The sequence below is a fragment of the Pseudomonas sp. Tav-5-1A genome (assembly GCF_055755055.1).
In genome coordinates this window covers 1,261,663-1,279,216 of sequence record NZ_CM146901.1, presented here as the reverse complement: position 1 = coordinate 1,279,216, position 17,554 = coordinate 1,261,663, and the positions used below count along the sequence as shown (strand labels likewise).

Genomic DNA, 17,554 nt, shown 5'->3' with positions numbered 1-17,554 from the left:
CTGCCCACGACCCCGGCGTCTCACCCGCATGCGCACACCGATAACAAGAAAACTGCTGTTGGCCCTGATCATCATTGCCCTGCTGGGCGCCGCCCTCTGGTACTGGAAAAAACCGGCGCACAAGGTCGCGGCCGCCGCGCCCATCCCGGTACGCGTGGTGCAAGTCAGCCGCCAGGACGTGCCCAAGTACCTCACCGGCATTGGCACCGTGCAGTCGCTGCAAAGCGTGACCGTGCGCCCGCAGATCGACGGCATCCTCGCCAAACTGGCGGTCAAGGAAGGGCAGTGGGTCAAGCAGGGCGACCTGCTGGCCAGCATTGACGACCGCGCCATTCGCGCCAGCCTCGACCAGGCCCGGGCGCAACTGGGCCAGAGCCAGGCGCAGTTGCAGGTGGCAGGGGTCAACCTCAAGCGCTACAAGGACCTGAGCGTCGACAATGGCGTGTCACGCCAGACCCTGGACCAGCAACAGGCGCTGGTCGACCAGCTCAAGGCCACCATCGAGGGCGACCAGGCCAGCATCGCCGCCGCCCAGGTGCAGCTGTCCTACACCCAGATCCGTTCACCGGTGACCGGCCGCGTGGGCATTCGCAGCGTCGACGAAGGCAATTTCCTGCGCGTGACCGACACCCAGGGCCTGTTCACCGTGACCCAGATCGACCCCATCGCCGTGGAGTTCGCCCTGCCCCAGCAAAGCCTGCCCACCCTGCAGGCCCTGGTGCACGGCAGCGAGCCGGCCCAGGTGAAAGCCTTCGTCGATGGCGACAGCGACAACGGCACCTTGCTGGGCACCGGCCACCTGAGCCTGATCGACAACCAGGTGTCGGCCACCACCGGCACCATCCGCGCCAAGGCGCAGTTCGACAACAAGGGCCAGACCCTGTGGCCCGGCCAGTTGGTGAACGTCAGCCTGCAAAGCGAGCTGCTGCACAATGCCCTGGTGGTACCACCCCAGGTGGTGCAGCGCGGCGTCGACAACCACTTCGTCTACCGGGTGAAAGCCAACAGCGTCGAGTCGGTGGCGGTCAAGGTGGTTTACCAGGACAGCAGCCTGACCGTGATCGACGGCGTGGCCGCCGGCGACACCCTGGTCAGCGACGGCCAGTCGCGGCTCAAGCCCGGCAGCACCGTCGAAGTGGTCAAGCAGCCACCCCCAGCGGTTGCCGACACCACCGTGGAGCCACAGCCATGAGCGTGCGCGGCGGCGTTTCAGGCTGGTGCATCGACCACCCGGTGGCCACCCTGCTGCTGACCTTCGCTTTGGTGCTGCTGGGTTGCATCGCCTTCCCGCGCCTGGCCGTGGCCCCCCTGCCCGAGGCCGAGTTCCCCACCATCCAGGTCAGCGCCGCGCTGCCCGGGGCCAGCCCGCAGACCATGGCCTCGTCGGTGGCCACGCCGCTGGAAGTGCAGTTCAGCGCCATCCCCGGCATGACCCAGATGACCTCCACCAGCGCCCTGGGCACCAGCAACCTGATCCTGCAGTTCACCCTGGGCAAGAGCATCGACACCGCTGCCCAGGAAGTGCAGGCGGCCATCAACACCGCCGCCGGCCTGCTGCCCAAGGACATGCCCACCCTGCCCACCTGGAAGAAGGTCAACCCGGCGGACAGCCCGGTGCTGATCTACAGCATCAGCTCGTCGCAAATGCCCGGCACCGAACTGAGCGACTACGCCGAGTCGCTGCTGGCCCGGCAGATCAGCCAGATCGAAGGCGTGGGCCTGGTGAACATCACTGGCCAGCAGCGCCCGGCGATTCGCGTGCAGGCTTCGGCCGACAAGCTGGCGGCCATCGGCCTGACCCTGGCCGACGTGCGCGTGGCCCTGCAGAACACCAGCCTGAACCTGGCCAAGGGCGCGCTGTACAGCGACTCCAGCGTCTCCACCTTCGCCGCCAACGACCAGCTGTTCGAGCCGGCTGACTACTCCCAGGTGATCATTTCCTACAAGGACGGCGCGCCGGTGCACCTGACCGACGTGGCGAAAGTCATCAACGGTTCGGAAAACGCCTACGTGCAGGCCTGGTCCGGCGACCAGCCGGGCCTGAACCTGGTGATCACCCGGCAGCCCGGCGCCAACATCGTCGACACCGTGGAACGGGTGCAGGCCGCCATGCCCGGGTTGCAAGCCATGATGCCGGCGTCGGTGCAGGTCACCACACTGATCGACCGCACCCGCACCATCCGTGCCTCGCTGCACGAGGTGGAAACCACCCTGCTGATCGCCGTGCTGCTGGTGGTGGCGGTGATGGCGCTGTTCCTGCGCCAATGGTCGGCGACGCTGATCGTTTCCAGCGTGCTGGGCGTGTCACTGGTGGCCAGCTTCGCGCTGATGTACGCGCTGGGCTTCAGCCTCAACAACCTTACCCTGGTGGCCATCGTCGTGGCCGTGGGCTTCGTGGTGGACGACGCCATCGTCGTGGTGGAGAACATCCACCGGCACCTGGAAGCCGGCGAAGGCATGCGCGAGGCGGCGGTGAAAGGCGCCGGCGAAATCGGCTTCACCGTGGTCTCCATCAGCTTCTCGCTGGTGGCGGCGTTCATTCCGCTGCTGTTCATGGGTGGCGTGGTGGGCCGGCTGTTCAAGGAATTCGCCCTGACCGCCACCTCCACCATCCTCATCTCGGTGGTGGTGTCGCTGACCCTGGCCCCCACGCTTGCGGCCATGTTCATGCGCGCCCCGGTGCACCACGCCGACGCCCGGCCCGGCTTCGGCGAGCGGCTGCTGGCCGGCTACGAGCACTACCTGCGCAAGGCCCTGGCGCACCAGCGGCTGATGCTGGGCATCTTCGGCCTGTCGGTGGGCCTGGCCATCTGCGGCTACATCTTCATTCCCAAGGGCTTCTTCCCCATCCAGGACACCGGCTTTGTGCTCGGCACCACCGAGGCGGCGGCGGACGTGTCCTACCCGGACATGATCAAGAAGCACCTGGAACTGGCGAAGATCGTCGGTGCCGACCCGGCCGTGCAGGCCTATTCCCACTCGGTGGGGGTGACCGGCAGCAACCAGACCATCGCCAACGGCCGCTTCTGGATTGCCCTGAAAGACCGCGGCGACCGCGACGTCTCGGCCAGCGAGTTCATCGACCGGCTGCGCCCGCAGTTGGCCAAGGTGCCGGGCATCGTCCTGTACCTGCGCGCAGGCCAGGACATCAACCTCAGTTCCGGCCCCAGCCGTGCCCAGTACCAGTACGTGCTCAAGAGCAACGATGGCCCTACCCTCAACCTGTGGGCCCAGCGACTGACCGAAAAACTGCGCTCGCTGCCGGCTTTCCGCGACCTGTCCAACGACCTGCAATTGGGCGGCAGCATCACCCACATCAGCATCGACCGCAGCGCCGCCGCGCGCTTCGGCATCAGCGCCGCCGACATCGACCAGGCACTGTACGACGCCTTCGGCCAACGGCAGATCAACGAGTTCCAGACCGAGACCAACCAGTACAAGGTGGTGCTCGAACTGGACGCGGCCCAGCGCGGCAAGGCCGAGAGCCTGAACTTCTTCTACCTGCGTTCGCCGCTGACCAATGAGATGGTGCCGCTGTCGGCGCTGGCGCGGGTCGACGCGCCCAGCATCGGCCCGCTGTCCATTGCCCACGATGGCATGTTCCCGGCCGCCAACCTGTCGTTCAACCTGGCCCCTGGGGTGGCGCTGGGCGATGCGGTGCAGATCCTCAACCGCGCCCAGAGCGAGATCGGCATGCCGGCCTCCATCACCGGCAACTTCCAGGGCGCCGCCCAGGCGTTCCAGAGTTCGCTGGCCAGCCAGCCGTGGCTGATCCTGGCGGCGCTGGTGGCGGTGTACATCATCCTCGGCGTGCTGTACGAAAGCTTCGTGCACCCGCTGACCATCATCTCCACCCTGCCTTCGGCCGGCCTTGGCGCGCTGATCATGCTGTGGCTGTGCGGCCAGGACTTCTCGATCATGGCGCTGATCGGCCTGGTGCTGCTGATCGGCATCGTCAAGAAGAACGGCATTCTGATGGTCGACTTCGCCCTGGAGGCCCAACGCCATGAAGGCCTGTCGCCCCACGACGCGATCTTCAAGGCCTGCCTCACGCGCTTCCGGCCCATCATCATGACCACCCTGGCGGCCCTGCTGGGCGCCCTGCCGCTGATGTTCGGCTTCGGCGCCGGCGCCGAGCTGCGCCAGCCCCTGGGCATGGCGGTGGTTGGCGGCCTGCTGGTGAGCCAGGCACTGACACTGTTCACCACGCCAGTCATATACTTGCAGCTGGAGCGGCTGTTCCATCGGCGCCAGGCGGCCCCTGCCGCGGCGCTGCCAGCCGGCCATTGAGAGCGGACCATGCGTATCCTGATTATCGAAGACGAAGAAAAGACCGCGGACTACCTGTACCGCGGCCTCACCGAACAAGGCTTTACCGTCGACCTGGCCCCCGATGGCATCGAAGGGCTGCACCTGGCACTGGAAAGCGACTACGCGGTGATCGTCCTTGACGTGATGCTGCCCGGGCTCGACGGCTACGGCGTGCTGCGCGCCCTGCGCGCGCGCAAGCAGACCCCGGTGATCATGCTCACCGCCCGCGAGCGCGTGGAGGACCGTATCCGCGGCCTGCGCGAAGGCGCCGACGACTACCTGGGCAAGCCCTTCTCGTTCCTCGAACTGGTGGCGCGCCTGCAGGCCCTGACCCGCCGCAGTGGCGGCCATGAACCGGTGCAGATCAGCGTCGCCGACCTGTGGATCGACCTGATCAGCCGCAAGGCCAGCCGCGCCGGCCAGCGCCTGGACCTGACCGCCAAGGAGTTCTCGCTGCTCAGCGTGCTGGCCCGGCGCCAGGGCGAGATCCTGTCGAAGACCGCCATCGCCGAGCTGGTGTGGGACATCAACTTCGACAGCGACGCCAACGTCGTCGAAGTGGCGATCAAGCGCCTGCGCGCCAAGCTCGACGGGCCGTTCGAGGAAAAACTGCTGCACACCATCCGCGGCATGGGCTATGTGCTGGAGAGCCGGCGTGAGTACTAACTCCATCGCCGTGCGCCTGAGCGCACTGTTCACCCTGGTGGCGATGGTCATCTTCCTGTTGATCGGCTGGGCCCTGTACCGCCAGGTCGACAAAAGCCTGGGGCTGCTGCCCGAGGCCGAGTTGGACGCACGCTACAGCGTGCTGGAATCGGTGCTGACCCGCGACGGCTCGCCCGAGCGCTGGGCGAAAATCGTCGCCAAGCTGCACTTGCTGGAAGAAGAAGACCGCCGCCTGCATTTCTGGGTGGTCAGCGGCAACCCGGCGTTTGAATACGGCCACCCCGACCCGCAGGTGCGCGACTTCGCCCTGGGCAGGCCGGGCAAGCGCGACCTGGTGCTGGCCGAGCACGCCTACCCATTGAAAGTGCTGGTGAACGCCCTGCCGGCGGTGGACCAGCGGCCACCGCTGCGCTTCCTGGCCGGCATCGAGACCGACACCTTTTCGCAAACCCAGCACACGCTGTTGATTGCCCTGATCAGCTTCGCCGCCCTGGGCGTGCTGCTGGCCTCGGCCTTGGGCTACTGGGTGGCGCGGGTGGGGTTGCGGCCGCTGGTGAGCCTGTCCCGCGAGGCGCAGAAGCTGGCGCCACCGCGCCTGTCCGGGCGCCTGCAACTGTCGCCGCTGCCGCCGGAGCTCAACGAGTTCGTCATGGCCTTCAACTCGTCACTGGAACGGGTGGACCAGGCCTACGGGCGCCTGGAGGCGTTCAACGCCGACGTCGCCCACGAACTGCGCTCGCCGCTCACCAACCTGATTGGCCAGACCCAGGTGGCGCTCACCCGTGGCCGCTCGGCCGAGCATTACTTCGAGGTGCTCCAATCCAACCTCGAAGAGCTGGAGCGCCTGCGCAGCATCATCAACGACATGCTGTTCCTGGCCAGCGCCGACCAGGGCAGCAAGGCCACGCAACTGACTGCCAGCTCCCTGGCAGAGGAAGTGGCTACCACCGTCGACTACCTGGAGTTCATCCTCGAGGACGCGCAGATCAGCGTGCGCGTGAGCGGCGACGCCCAGGTGCACATCGAACGTGCGCACTTGCGCCGCGCCCTGATCAACCTGCTCAACAACGCTGTGCAGCACACCGCCGCCGGCCAGCAGATCGACGTGCGCATCACGCCCCACGGCGACCAGGTGCACATCGAAGTCAGCAACCCCGGCCCCGGCATTGCCCAGGAACACCTGCCCAAGCTGTTCGAGCGTTTCTACCGGGTGGACGCCTCGCGCAGCAACAGCGGCGCCAACCACGGCCTGGGCCTGGCCATCGTCAAGGCCATCGCGCTGATGCACGGTGGCAGCGTTTTCGTGCGCAGCGAACAGGGCGCCAACACCTTTGGCATCAGCCTTCCCGCCTGATTGCGCGCCACTGTTACAAGTTTCGTAAAGGCTCTTATCTTTATTTTCACTTGTTCCGTGGCGCCTCGCTTTATATATTTGTTGCACACCAACGAACTTGCAGACGCAAGAAGGTTTTCCAAAATGTCCAAATCATTGGGTATTGCCGGCGCTATTATCCTGTCTTCCCTGATGTTGTCCCCGCTGGCCATGGCAGAAGAATCGCCAGCCTTCGCGGCGCGGAACGCGGCTATTCAAGCCAACTTCGAACAGCATCAAGAGGCCGTGGCGCTCAAGGCCCAGCAACATCAGAATATTCAGCAGGCGCAGGCTGTAAAGCCTCAGAGCGACGCCAAGGACAGCTGAAATTGGAATTGAACCCCTTTTCCCTCGACGTTGCTTAGATGATGGTTGTCCAAGCGATTGATCTTAAAGCCGCTGCTTTCAGCGGCTTTTTTTTCGTCTTTTGAAAACACAGAATTACGCGTGATTTTACCCACAACAAAAAACTGAGCTGATGAAAATAACAACTGCCAAAGTTAAAAAACATTTACCAAGGAGTTTAGAAACAGTGAAATCCACTTTCCGCTTCAGCCCTTTGTTCGTTGCATTGGCTGCAACGATGTCCGGTACCGCGTTCGCTGACGACGCCCCCGCGGCCAACAACCAGGACGGCTTCATCGCCGGCTCCAGCCTGACCCTGGACTTGAAGAACTACTACTTCAACCATGATCGGCACAACGGCCAGAATGACAGCAAGGAGTGGGGCCAGGGCTTCATCGGCATCTTCCAGTCGGGCTTCACCGAAGGCACCGTGGGCTTCGGTATCGACGCCAACGCCATGCTCGGCCTGAAACTGGACGGCGGTGGCGGCACTAGCGGCTCGAGTATCCTGCCGACGTCGCCGACCAACAAGGAAGGCAACCTGTACAGCGACGCCCCAGGCTCGTTCTCCTCGGCCGGTGGCGCGGTGAAAATGCGCGCGTTCAACACCATCGTCCGTGCCGGTGACCTGTTCCTCAACAACCCGGTGATCGCCGGCGGCTCCACCCGGATGCTGCCCATGACCTTCCGCGGCTTCGAGGCGACCAACACCAGCATCGACCACCTGACCCTGGACGCGGGCCAGGTCAGCTTCGACAAGCTGTTCAACCAGAGCGGCAACGGCCGCATCGGTACTTACTACGGCACCTTGCCCGACGGCAAGGAAAGCAAGCACATGGACTGGGCCGGCGGCACCTACACCGGCCTGCCGGGCGTGACCACCAGCCTGTACGCTTCGCAACTCAAGGACATCTGGAACCAGTACTACTACGACCTGGACTACACCTGGGCGCTCAATGACCTGGTCAGCCTGAACCCCGGCTTCCACTACTACCACACCGAAGACAGCGGCCAGGCCCTGCTGGGCCCGATCGACAACAACACCTTCAGCCTGCACCTGGGCGTGACCGTGGGCCACCAGACGGTGACCGCGTCGATGCAGAAGGTCAACGGCAACACGCCGTTCGACTATATCCAGGACGGCGACAGCATCTTCCTCGACAACTCGCAGCAGTACTCGGACTTCAACGCCCCGGGCGAGAAATCCTGGAAGCTGCAATACGCCTATGACTTCGTCGGCTGGGGCCTGCCAGGCCTGACCTCGGCAGTGTCCTACACCCGCGGCACCATGGACCTGACCAAGGCTACCCAGGACGCGGACTCGGGCTACAACTACTACAACGCCGACGGCAAGGACGCCAAGCACTGGGAACGCGACGTCGATCTCAAGTACGTGGTGCAGGAAGGCCCGGCCAAGAACCTGGGCGTGCGCCTGCGCTGGGCCACCAACCGTGGCGGCGACGGCTACAAGACCGTGGACCACAACGCCGACGAATACCGCGTAATCGTCGACTACCCGATCAACATCTTCTAATCAAACGTTTGTTCATAAAAAAGCCGGCACTTGATGCCGGCTTTTTGTTTCCTGCCTAAACCTCGGAAAGGCTTGAGAAATCAGGAAAATTGTCTGACTGTTCAGTCAAACCGTTCATCTGGCAAATTGCCATCATTCTGCCGGACGGGTTGTCCGCTCTGATACACACCCCTAGAATACCGCCGCTTTGCGCGCCCCACGCCCGTGTTCGTGGCGACAAACCCGATCAGAGTTCGCCATCTTGCGCCATTCCCACCCACCCTCGCGGCCGCAACTCCGCGCCCCGCTGCGGTACCTGAACATCGGCTGCGGGCTGACGATCCTGGCCATCATTGCCATCGTCACGTTCCTGCTGGCCCGTGAACATACCAACGCCGAACGGGATGCCGCGCGGGCGGCGAACAACATCGTGCAGCTGATCAACATCGACGTGCAGCGCAACGTCGAACTCTACGACCTGTCACTGAAGGGCCTGATCGAGGCCTCGCAGCACCCCGACTACCAACGCATTCCGCAGAGCCTGCGGCACCGGGTGCTGTTCGACGCCGCCATTACCGGCCCCTACCGCGGTGATATCCTGTGGCTGGGGCCACAGGGCGATATCGTCGCCGACTCGCGCGCCTACCCGCCACGCAAGGCCAACTTCAGCGACCGCCCCAACTTCCAGTACCTGCGCGACCACCCCGACGCCGGCCTGCAGATCAGCGACCCCTTCCATGATCGCATCGGCAACCTGGGCTGGTGCATCAGCTTCGCCCGGCGTATCTCCTCGCCCAGCGGCGAGTTCCTCGGGGTGGCCTCCGGCGCCCTGCGCCTGGACTACTTCGCCGAGCTGTTCAAGCGCCTGACCATCGGCCGTGACAGCAGCGTCAACCTGATCAGCGAGCAAGGGCTGTTCCTGGCCCGCGAGCCGGAAGTGCCTGGCCAGGACCTGATCGGCCAGGACTTCAGCCAGCGCCCCAACTTCAAGCGCGTGGTGCGCGAGCGCAACGGCAGCTTCGTCTCCATCTCCAGCTTCGACCACAAGGAGCGCCTGTACATCTTCGCCAAGGTGGGGCAACTGCCCATGGTGGTGATCGTCGCCCTGTCCACCGAAGAGGTCTACGCCTCGTGGCGGCGCACGGCTCTGTTCGTCGGCACCGCCACCGCAGCCCTGTGCCTGGCGCTGCTGTGGCTGTGCCTGATGATGGGCCGCGAACTGCGCCGGCGGCTCAGCGCCGAGCGCGAACTGGCCACCCTGGCCTCCACCGACAGCCTCACGGGCCTGGCCAACCGCCGCAGCCTGGACCGCGCGCTGCGCACCGAGTGGGCACGCTCACAACGCAGCGGCAAGCCCATGTCGGTGTTGATGATCGATGTCGACCACTTCAAGGCCTTCAATGAACGCCACGGCCACCCCGGTGGCGACGAGGCCCTGCGACGGGTAGCCAAGGTAATTCATGGCTGCGTGCGCCGCCCCGCGGATCTGGCGGCGCGCTACGGCGGCGAGGAGTTCATGGTGGTGCTGGCGGAAACCGACCTCAATGGCGCGCTGATCATCGCCGAGACCATCCGCAACGCCATCGAGGGCCAGGCGCCGTTCGCCGACGACGACCAGCCGGTGACCGTCAGTATTGGCGTGGGCACCCGGCGCACGCGGGCGGGCATGAAGCTGGAGGACCTGCTGGCGGCGGCAGACCTGGCGCTGTACCAGGCCAAGGCCAATGGCCGCAACCAGGTGGGCTTCTGCGAGAAAGCGGTCGCCTGAGGGGACGCGGCTGCGGCCGCTGCTACAGGTGCAAAAAAACGCCGGCACGGGGCCGGCGTTCGGGGGCTGCTCAGGTATCAGCTGGCGCGTGCGATATTGCGCAGCGCCTTGACCTGGTCATGGTTGCGCTGCACACCGTGGAACTGACGTTCGACGATGGCATACACATTGGCCGGCAGCGGCTTGGCCAGGGCTTCCTTGTACGCCTTGATGGCGTGGTCTTCACCCCGCTCGGCTTCATTGAGCACTGCTTCTTCGTCCTTGCCAGTGAACACCGACTTCACGTCCACCCAGCGGCGGTGCAGGTCGCCGGCCACGCTGGTGGAGTCTTCGGGATCACCACCCAGCGCACGAACTTCCTGTTGCAGTTCGCCTGCGGCCTGGGCGCATTCCTGGGAACGCTTGACGAACAATGCCTTCAGCTCAGGATTCTTGATATCTTCCGCACAGGTCTTGAAACCTTCCTGGCCATCCTTGCTGGTCTGAATCAGGTCGTTGAGTACCGAGATAACTTCTTTGGTTGGATTAGACATTTTCGATTCCCTCTGGGTTGAAAGGTTACAGAGGTATATCGCAGACTTCGTGCCATCTTTTTTATTTAAATAAATCGTTTAAATTCAACGAGTTATGATTTTACAGAATTGACACCACACCGCGTTCTGCATGAAACAGCCGTTGGCCTTCATGCAGAATGCAACTCTGTTCACCGTTGTTTTGCACCCCGGTATTTACCATCCATGAACCCGGAAAAACTTGAATTATTGATTACCCGTGAAATGCCCTTCGGCAAATACAAGGGGCGCATCATCGCCGACTTGCCCGGCCCCTACCTGAACTGGTTCGCCCGCGAAGGCTTCCCCAAAGGGGAATTGGGCGGCCTGTTGGCGCTGATGCAGGAAATTGACCACAACGGCCTGAGCGACCTGCTGGAGCCCTTGCGCAAGAAACACAACCGCCCTGCGCCGAAGCACTGATCGGACAAAAAACGCAGGTAAAAAACGCAGGCAAAAAAAAGGGGGCGCCGACCAAGCGCCCCCAAAAGCCGTAAAACAATCAACAGCAAGCAACAAATTCAGTCGAACAGGGCCAGCGCCTCTGCGGTGCACTCCTGGATGCGTGCCCAATCGCGGTTCTTGATCCAGGCGCTTTCCAGCATCCACGAACCACCCACGCACATCACGTTGGGCTGGGCCATGTAGTTTTTCAGGTTCGCCGGGCCTACGCCGCCAGTCGGGCAGAAGCGCACCGACGGGAACGGGCCGCCGAAGGCCTTGATGGCCGCCACGCCGCCGCTGACTTCCGCCGGGAACAGCTTGAAGCGGCGGTAGCCCAGGGCGTAGCCCATCATCAGTTCCGACGGGCTGCTGATACCCGGCAGCAGCGGCAGCGGGCTTTCAACACCCGCTTCGAGCATGTCCTGGGTCACGCCCGGGGTCACGGTGAACTGCGAACCGGCAGCTTCGGTGGCGGCCAGCATGTGGCGGTCCAGCACGGTGCCCGCGCCGACGATCAACTCGGGGCGTTCCTGGCGCAGGATCTGGATGGCCTTCAGGCCCAGCTCCGAGCGCAGGGTCACTTCCAGTGCAGTCAGGCCACCGGCCGCCAAGGCGTCCGCCAACGGCAGAATGTCTTCTTCACGGGCGATGGTAATCACCGGAAGAATCTTCGCCTTGGCGGCCAGCTTGTCGATCAGGGCGACTTTATCCGCCATGCGGTTTTGCACCAGTTGTTGTTTTTCGAGTGTCGTCATAGCGGCTGATCCTTGGCTCAGGGGCACCAGTAGATATCCAGTGGGGAGTGTAGGAACGCGCGCACCGGCATCTGGGCAACGTCGTCGCCCGCCAGCGCGTCGCGCAACGTGTTCAATTTGCCCGCCCCTTGCAGGGACAGCGCGGTGTAGCGGGCGCTGGCCAGCAGGGCGCGGCTCATGGTCAGGCGCTGGTGCGGCACGGTCGGCGCCAGCATCGGCAGGCAGCGACGGCTGCCGGCAGGCTCCAGCGCCTCGGCCAGGTTCGGGCTGTTGGGGAACAGCGAGGCGGTGTGGCCGTCGTCGCCCATGCCCAGCACCAGCACGTCGATCGCCGGCAGCTCGGCCAACAGCGCGTCGGTTTCCTGCGCCGCCAGCTCCAGGTTCTGGGCCGGGTTGTACAGGCTGACGAAACGCGCCTTGGCCACCGCGCCTACCAGCAGGTAGCGCTTGAGCAGGCCGGCGTTGCTGTCGGCGTGTTCCACCGGCACCCAGCGCTCGTCAGCCAGGCTGATGACCACTTTCGACCAGTCCAGTGCCTGGCGCGCCAGGCACTGGAAGAACATCACCGGGCTGCGGCCGCCGGAGACCACCAGGGTAGCGACACCCTGGCGCTCGATGGCGCCGCGCAGTTGTTCGGCCACATGGGCTGCCAGGCCTTCGGCCAGCAGCGCTGCACTGGCGAAGTCACGTGGAACCACTTCGCTTGGCAGTTTGAGTTCAGATATCGCCATACCAGGACCTCCCATCGCGGGTAATCAGTGCGATGGAGCTCATCGGCCCCCAGGAGCCCGCCGCGTACGGCTTGGGCGCATCACCGGACTTTTTCCAGCCGGCGATCAACTGGTCGCACCATTTCCACGCATATTCGATTTCATCTTTACGGACAAACAGGTTCTGATTGCCCTGCATCACCTCCAGCAACAACCGCTCGTAGGCATCGGGGATGCGCGCGCTGCGGTAGGTGTCGGAGAAGTTCAGTTGCAACGGCCCGCTGCGCAGCTGCATGCCTTTGTCCAGGCCCTGCTCCTTGGTCATCACGCGCAAGGAAATGCCTTCGTCCGGCTGCAGGCGGATGATCAGCTTGTTGCTGATCTGCAGGCGCTGCTCGGGGGCGAAGATGTAGTGCTGCGGTTCCTTGAAGTGGATGACGATCTGCGACAGCTTCTGGGGCATGCGCTTGCCGGTACGCAGGTAGAACGGCACGCCGGCCCAGCGCCAGTTGCGGATGTCGGCACGCAGGGCGACGAACGTCTCGGTGTCGCTCTGGGTGTTGGAATTCTCTTCTTCCAGGTAGCCCGGCACGGGCTTGCCTTGGCTGTAACCAGCAATGTACTGGCCACGCACCACCTGGGTGGTCAGGCCTTCGGCGCTGATCGGCGCCAGGGCCTTGAGCACTTTTACCTTTTCGTCGCGGATGCTGTCGGCCGACAGGTCGGCAGGCGGGTCCATGGCGATCAGGCACAGCAGCTGCAGCAGGTGGTTCTGGATCATGTCGCGCAGCTGGCCGGCCTTGTCGAAGTAGCCCCAACGGCCTTCGATGCCGACTTCCTCAGCCACGGTGATTTCCACGTGGGAAATGTAGTTCTGGTTCCACTGGGTTTCGAACAGGCTGTTGGCGAACCGCAGGGCAATCAGGTTCTGCACCGTTTCCTTGCCCAGGTAGTGGTCGATACGGTAGATGCGGTTCTCGGGGAAGAACTGCGCCACGGCGTCGTTCACCCGGCGCGACGACACCAGGTCGTGGCCAATGGGCTTTTCCAGCACCGCGCGGGCACGGTCGGCCAGGCCGACCTTGTGCAGGTTCTCGCAGATGGCGCCGTACACGGCCGCGGGGGTAGCGAAGTAGGCGATCAGCTGCTCGCTGGGCCCTACCTGTTCGGCGAGGTTGACGTAGTCAGCCTCATTCATGAAATCGACATGCACGTAGGTCACCCGGGCCAGGAAGCGGTCCAGGGTTTCTGGCTCGATCTGTGCCTTGGCAACGAACAGGCGCAGGTGTTCCTCGATATTGGCCAGGTGCTGCTGCGGCGTGCCCGGCTCGCGGGCAAGCGCCAGGATGCGGGTATCAGCGTGCAGCAGTTCGGCTCGATCAAGCTGGTAGAGCGCCGGGAACAGCTTGCGCAGTGCCAGGTCGCCCAGGGCGCCGAACAAGGCAAAAGTGCAGGGTTCTACGGAAGTCGAAGGCATGATGTTTGTTCTTTTATCAAGTTAGACTAGAAATACCTTTTTTCAAGGCACCATTCAAGGGAAAATGTAGTAATAAACACAACATTTTCCCGGTAGATCAGATTCGAGTGGTGATCGCACCTAGCCCTCAGTACGATAGGCCACCCGTGAATACAGCCGCGCCAGACAGCTGTACTGGCTGCATCCTCGACCCAAGGACATAACATGGACCGCGTGCGCAATCTCCTGGAGCAGATCCAGAGCCGCCTCGAAGAGCTGAACAAGGCTGAACGCAAGGTCGCCGAAGTCATCCTGCTCAACCCCCAGCAAGCCACCCGCTTCAGCATCGCCGCGCTGGCCCAGGCCGCCTCGGTCAGCGAACCGACGGTCAACCGGTTCTGCCGTTCGTTCGGCGTCAGCGGCTACCCCGAGCTGAAATTGCAATTGGCCCAAAGCCTGGCCAGCGGCGCTGCCTATGTCAGCCGCGCCGTGGAAGCCGACGACGATCCGGCCGCGTACACCCAGAAGATTTTTGGCAGCGCCATTGCATCATTGGACAGTGCCTGCCAGCAACTGGATCCGCAGCTGATCAGCCGCGCCGTGGACATGTTGATCCAGGCCCGGCAGATCCACTTCTTTGGCCTGGGCGCCTCGGCGCCGGTGGCGCTGGACGCCCAGCACAAGTTTTTCCGTTTCAACCTGGCCGTGTCGGCCCATGCCGATGTGCTGATGCAGCGGATGCTGGCCTCGGTGGCGCACACCGGTGAACTGTTCGTGATCATTTCCTACACCGGCCGCACCCGCGAGCTGGTGGAGGTGGCCCGCGTGGCGCGGGAGAACGGCGCCTCGGTGCTGGGCCTGACCGCCAAGGACTCGCCGCTGGCCAAGGCCTGCAGCATGAGCGTGCACATTCCGCTGCCCGAAGACACCGACATCTATATGCCGATGACTTCGCGGATCATTCAGTTAACCGTACTCGATGTACTGGCCACCGGCATGACCCTTCGTCGCGGCGCGGACTTCCAGCCGCATTTGCGCAAGATCAAGGAAAGCCTGAACGCTAGCCGCTACCCCATGGATGAGTAACCGGGTGTGGGAGCGGGCTTGCCAGCGAGCTATTGAGGCCCTAAAAGCTCGCTGGCAAGCCAGCTCCCACAAGACAGCTGCTACGTTAATTGAGCAGGCGGGCCTGCAGGCTGATGTGGGCTTTCTCGCCGGGCGCCAGGCTGAGGTTGTCCTGGCTGCCGCTGGTGGCTTCCACGCACAGGAAACCCTGGCTTTCATTGCCCGCCACGCCCATCAGTGGCCGTGAACCGGGGTGCCACACCACGGTGTCGTCGCTGTCGGCGGTATGAATCGCCAGCTTGCGTGCCCAGGCGCGGTCCTGCAGTTGCACCTGGTTGGCGCCGCTGAACACTCGCTGGCAGGCGCCGGTCACTTCCAGTTCGCCCTTGTGGGTGGTGGTCTTGCGGCTGAGCTTGTCGTAGCTCTGCACGCCTTCCAGCCCCGCCAGGCTCACCTCGTTCACATCGCCGATGCGCCAGTAGGCCAGCAACGCGTGGCTCAGCTGGCAGGGCTCGCTGTCCTGGTGCTCGGTGCTCAGGCGCAGCTCCATCTGGTCGCCCAGGCGCGCGTGCAGGTCTACCTGCCAGTCGCACAGCAGCAGGCGCCAGTGCAGGGTCACGCCCTCCTCGTCCTCGCTGCTGGCGTGCAGTTTCCAATCCACCAGGCGCCCCCAGCCATGGGCCGGCCACATGCCTTCGCTGGGATGGCGGCCGTACCACGGCCAGCACACCGGCACGCCGCCACGAATGGCGCCGGCCTGGGGCCAGTGGGCCGAGCACCACAGCCACGGCTTCTGCCCCTGGGGGCGGAAATGCAGGAGTTGCGCACCCTGGCGGCTGAACACCGCCTGGCACTTGGGATGGTCGATGACCAGCACGTCACGTTGCTGAAAACGCTCCCATTCGAAGGTAGGCCGGGGCCGCTGCGATTTGAAGAAGCGCTGGAGCGGGTGGTCGTGCATGACAGTAGAAATCCTGGACACGGCGTGAAAGCTCACCTGGGTACGGCTGATATTGTTAGAGGTAGCGCTATCTTACCGATATACACCGAATTTTCGCCGAGCTTTTTGCCGCATGGTCTCACACGATACTCGTGGCAGCGGCCGCCGGCCGCGTCCTGGGGCAACGCGGTGGTCGTGACGCGGCCTGGTGGCCGCTGCTACGGGTGCAGCAGCGGCCACCGTTACGCGGTTAGAACTTGGTTTGCAGTTTCAGGCCAGCCACCACCGCGTTCTGCACTTCATCCACACCGCCTGGATGCTTGATGTACTGCAGGTTCGGGCGCACGGTCAGCCAGTTGGTGACGTGGAAGCCGTAGTAGATCTCGGCGTCGTACTCGGTGCTCTGCACCGGCAGGTAGCCCGGGTTGTCGTAGTCTTCGATGCCGCTCAACTGGTTGACCAGGCGTGCGCGGGCCTGGGCGTCGTCGTTGACGTGAATGCGGCCGATGCCCACGCCGATGTCATCCTTGGGACGTGCATCGAACGGGCCTTTATACACCAGGCCTACCTGCTGGTAGTTGTCGATGTAGTTGGTGGCCTTGTCGTGCACGGTGAAGTTGGCGAACACGTTCAGGCCGCGGCTGGCATCACCGTTGTGGGTGGTGAGTTGCTGTTGCGCCACGATCCACCAGCCGTGCTTGCCGTTGTGCTCCTTGTAGGTGCCCGAGACAGGTTGTGGCTGGCCGTCGGCGCCTTCGTAGACATCGTCGGCGTTGGCGCTGCTGTAGTAGTAACCCAGGCGGTATTCGCCTGGCAGGCCGTTGACCTGCGGGGTCCACACCAACTCCACCGGCAACAGGGTGCCCTTGGTGCCGCTGCCGTTGAGCTTGAAGCCGTTGTTGCGGTCCAGGTTCGACGGGTTCTGGTTGAACGCACCCACCTGCGCGTACCACTCGGGGGTGATGTTGTACTTGATGCGGCCGGCCCACTGGCTGACCGGCCAGTTGTACCAGATGCCACCCACCCAGTTACCCACCTGCGAGCCGCAGAAGGTCAGGTTCTGGAAGTCGCACGGGAAGCTGTTGAAGTCCTCGCCCGGGCCGAAGCGGCCGACCTTGACGTCCAACGCACCGTCGAAGAACTTCTGCTTGTACCACATCTGGGTCAGGCGCCAGGTCTGGCCCCGGCCCCACACTTCCTGGGACGAGCTGAGGGTGCCGGCGCGCGGGTCGCCGATACGGTCGTTGGAAATGTTGCGGCCGCTACGCTCGGTGACGGTCAGCTTGAACTCGGCGTCCTGCCAGCCGAGGATCTTGTTCAGGTCCATGTCCACGCCCAGCGCGAACTGGTCGCTGTAGCGCGCGGTGACGTGCTTGTCGTAGCCGCCCCCCAGGTTGCTGCCGGCTTCGCCCACGTACTCCAGGGTGAAGTCATAGCCCTTTTTCATCAGCTCCGTACGTTCGCCACCCCAGTCGCCGAGCATCCATGGCGATTCAGGGTCGAAGGCGTCGTACGCATGGGCGCTGCTGGCCAGACCCAGTGCGCTGAGCACTGAAATCTGCAACAAACGATTGCGTGCCAACTTGGTATTCATGCGCTTTTTCATCCCTTGCTTCCTCGTCTTATTGTTATTGGCTGTTGATTAAACGCGGTGTAAA

At 63.7% G+C, this 17,554-nt stretch carries 15 protein-coding genes; 9 read left to right on the top strand and 6 right to left on the bottom strand.

The window, feature by feature from the left end; translation table 11 throughout:
* The first annotated feature begins 28 nt into the window (after window positions 1-28).
* The 7 genes from AC0J42_RS05745 to AC0J42_RS05715 all read left to right on the top strand — a co-directional run bounded on the left by AC0J42_RS05745 (window position 29) and on the right by AC0J42_RS05715 (window position 9,975).
* Complete coding sequence (locus AC0J42_RS05745; RefSeq protein WP_473005498.1) at window positions 29-1,192, top strand: efflux RND transporter periplasmic adaptor subunit; 1,164 nt, start codon at window positions 29-31, stop codon at window positions 1,190-1,192.
* The gene (locus AC0J42_RS05740; protein ID WP_473005497.1) at window positions 1,189-4,290 is read left to right on the top strand and encodes a multidrug efflux RND transporter permease subunit; all 3,102 of its coding nucleotides are present in this window, start codon (window positions 1,189-1,191) and stop codon (window positions 4,288-4,290) included. The genes AC0J42_RS05745 and AC0J42_RS05740 overlap by 4 nt, the downstream gene beginning before the upstream one ends.
* A gap of 9 nt (window positions 4,291-4,299) precedes the next feature.
* A complete protein-coding gene (locus AC0J42_RS05735; RefSeq protein ID WP_008366030.1) occupies window positions 4,300-4,977 on the top strand; it encodes a heavy metal response regulator transcription factor in 678 nt (225 codons plus the stop codon).
* Window positions 4,967-6,331 (top strand): heavy metal sensor histidine kinase, encoded by a 1,365-nt coding sequence (locus tag AC0J42_RS05730; RefSeq protein ID WP_473005496.1) that lies wholly within the window; start codon window positions 4,967-4,969, stop codon window positions 6,329-6,331. The genes AC0J42_RS05735 and AC0J42_RS05730 overlap by 11 nt, the downstream gene beginning before the upstream one ends.
* A gap of 123 nt (window positions 6,332-6,454) precedes the next feature.
* Window positions 6,455-6,676 (top strand): hypothetical protein, encoded by a 222-nt coding sequence (locus tag AC0J42_RS05725; protein WP_416422680.1) that lies wholly within the window; start codon window positions 6,455-6,457, stop codon window positions 6,674-6,676.
* A 205-nt stretch (window positions 6,677-6,881) separates the two neighbouring features.
* Window positions 6,882-8,228 carry an OprD family porin gene (locus AC0J42_RS05720; protein ID WP_416422679.1) on the top strand — a complete coding sequence of 449 codons (1,347 nt, stop codon included), beginning with the start codon at window positions 6,882-6,884 and terminating at the stop codon, window positions 8,226-8,228.
* A gap of 241 nt (window positions 8,229-8,469) precedes the next feature.
* Window positions 8,470-9,975: a sensor domain-containing diguanylate cyclase gene (locus AC0J42_RS05715; protein WP_416422678.1), complete on the top strand. Its 1,506-nt coding sequence runs from the start codon at window positions 8,470-8,472 to the stop codon at window positions 9,973-9,975.
* A 77-nt stretch (window positions 9,976-10,052) separates the two neighbouring features.
* Here AC0J42_RS05715 and AC0J42_RS05710 read toward each other — a convergent pair whose 3' ends face one another.
* Complete coding sequence (locus tag AC0J42_RS05710; RefSeq protein WP_416422677.1) at window positions 10,053-10,508, bottom strand: ferritin-like domain-containing protein; 456 nt, start codon at window positions 10,506-10,508, stop codon at window positions 10,053-10,055.
* A gap of 204 nt (window positions 10,509-10,712) precedes the next feature.
* Here AC0J42_RS05710 and AC0J42_RS05705 point away from each other — a divergent pair, with 204 nt between their 5' ends.
* Window positions 10,713-10,949, top strand: coding sequence for a DUF3820 family protein (locus AC0J42_RS05705; protein WP_027978992.1), 237 nt, complete (start codon window positions 10,713-10,715; stop codon window positions 10,947-10,949).
* Between the two features lie 98 nt (window positions 10,950-11,047).
* Here AC0J42_RS05705 and AC0J42_RS05700 read toward each other — a convergent pair whose 3' ends face one another.
* The 3 genes from AC0J42_RS05700 to zwf are packed head-to-tail and all read right to left on the bottom strand — an operon-like array spanning window position 11,048 to window position 13,912.
* A complete protein-coding gene (locus AC0J42_RS05700) occupies window positions 11,048-11,725 on the bottom strand; it encodes a bifunctional 4-hydroxy-2-oxoglutarate aldolase/2-dehydro-3-deoxy-phosphogluconate aldolase (protein WP_416422676.1) in 678 nt (225 codons plus the stop codon).
* Window positions 11,726-11,742: 17 nt separating this feature from the next.
* Window positions 11,743-12,456, bottom strand: coding sequence for a 6-phosphogluconolactonase (pgl, locus tag AC0J42_RS05695; RefSeq protein ID WP_473005495.1), 714 nt, complete (start codon window positions 12,454-12,456; stop codon window positions 11,743-11,745).
* On the bottom strand, window positions 12,443-13,912 hold the full coding sequence (gene zwf / locus AC0J42_RS05690) for a glucose-6-phosphate dehydrogenase (RefSeq protein ID WP_416422674.1): 1,470 nt from the start codon (window positions 13,910-13,912) through the stop codon (window positions 12,443-12,445). Before zwf ends, pgl begins: the two co-directional genes overlap by 14 nt.
* A gap of 213 nt (window positions 13,913-14,125) precedes the next feature.
* Between zwf and AC0J42_RS05685 the strand changes: the two genes are divergently transcribed.
* Window positions 14,126-14,977, top strand: a complete 852-nt coding sequence (locus tag AC0J42_RS05685; RefSeq protein WP_416427542.1) for a MurR/RpiR family transcriptional regulator — start codon at window positions 14,126-14,128, stop codon at window positions 14,975-14,977.
* A gap of 85 nt (window positions 14,978-15,062) precedes the next feature.
* On the opposite strand, the gene AC0J42_RS05680 is transcribed toward AC0J42_RS05685, so the two are convergent.
* Both AC0J42_RS05680 and AC0J42_RS05675 read right to left on the bottom strand, forming a co-directional pair.
* On the bottom strand, window positions 15,063-15,917 hold the full coding sequence (locus tag AC0J42_RS05680; protein WP_416422673.1) for a D-hexose-6-phosphate mutarotase: 855 nt from the start codon (window positions 15,915-15,917) through the stop codon (window positions 15,063-15,065).
* A 229-nt stretch (window positions 15,918-16,146) separates the two neighbouring features.
* Window positions 16,147-17,490 carry a carbohydrate porin gene (locus tag AC0J42_RS05675; RefSeq protein WP_473005494.1) on the bottom strand — a complete coding sequence of 448 codons (1,344 nt, stop codon included), beginning with the start codon at window positions 17,488-17,490 and terminating at the stop codon, window positions 16,147-16,149.
* Window positions 17,491-17,554: the final 64 nt, after the last annotated feature.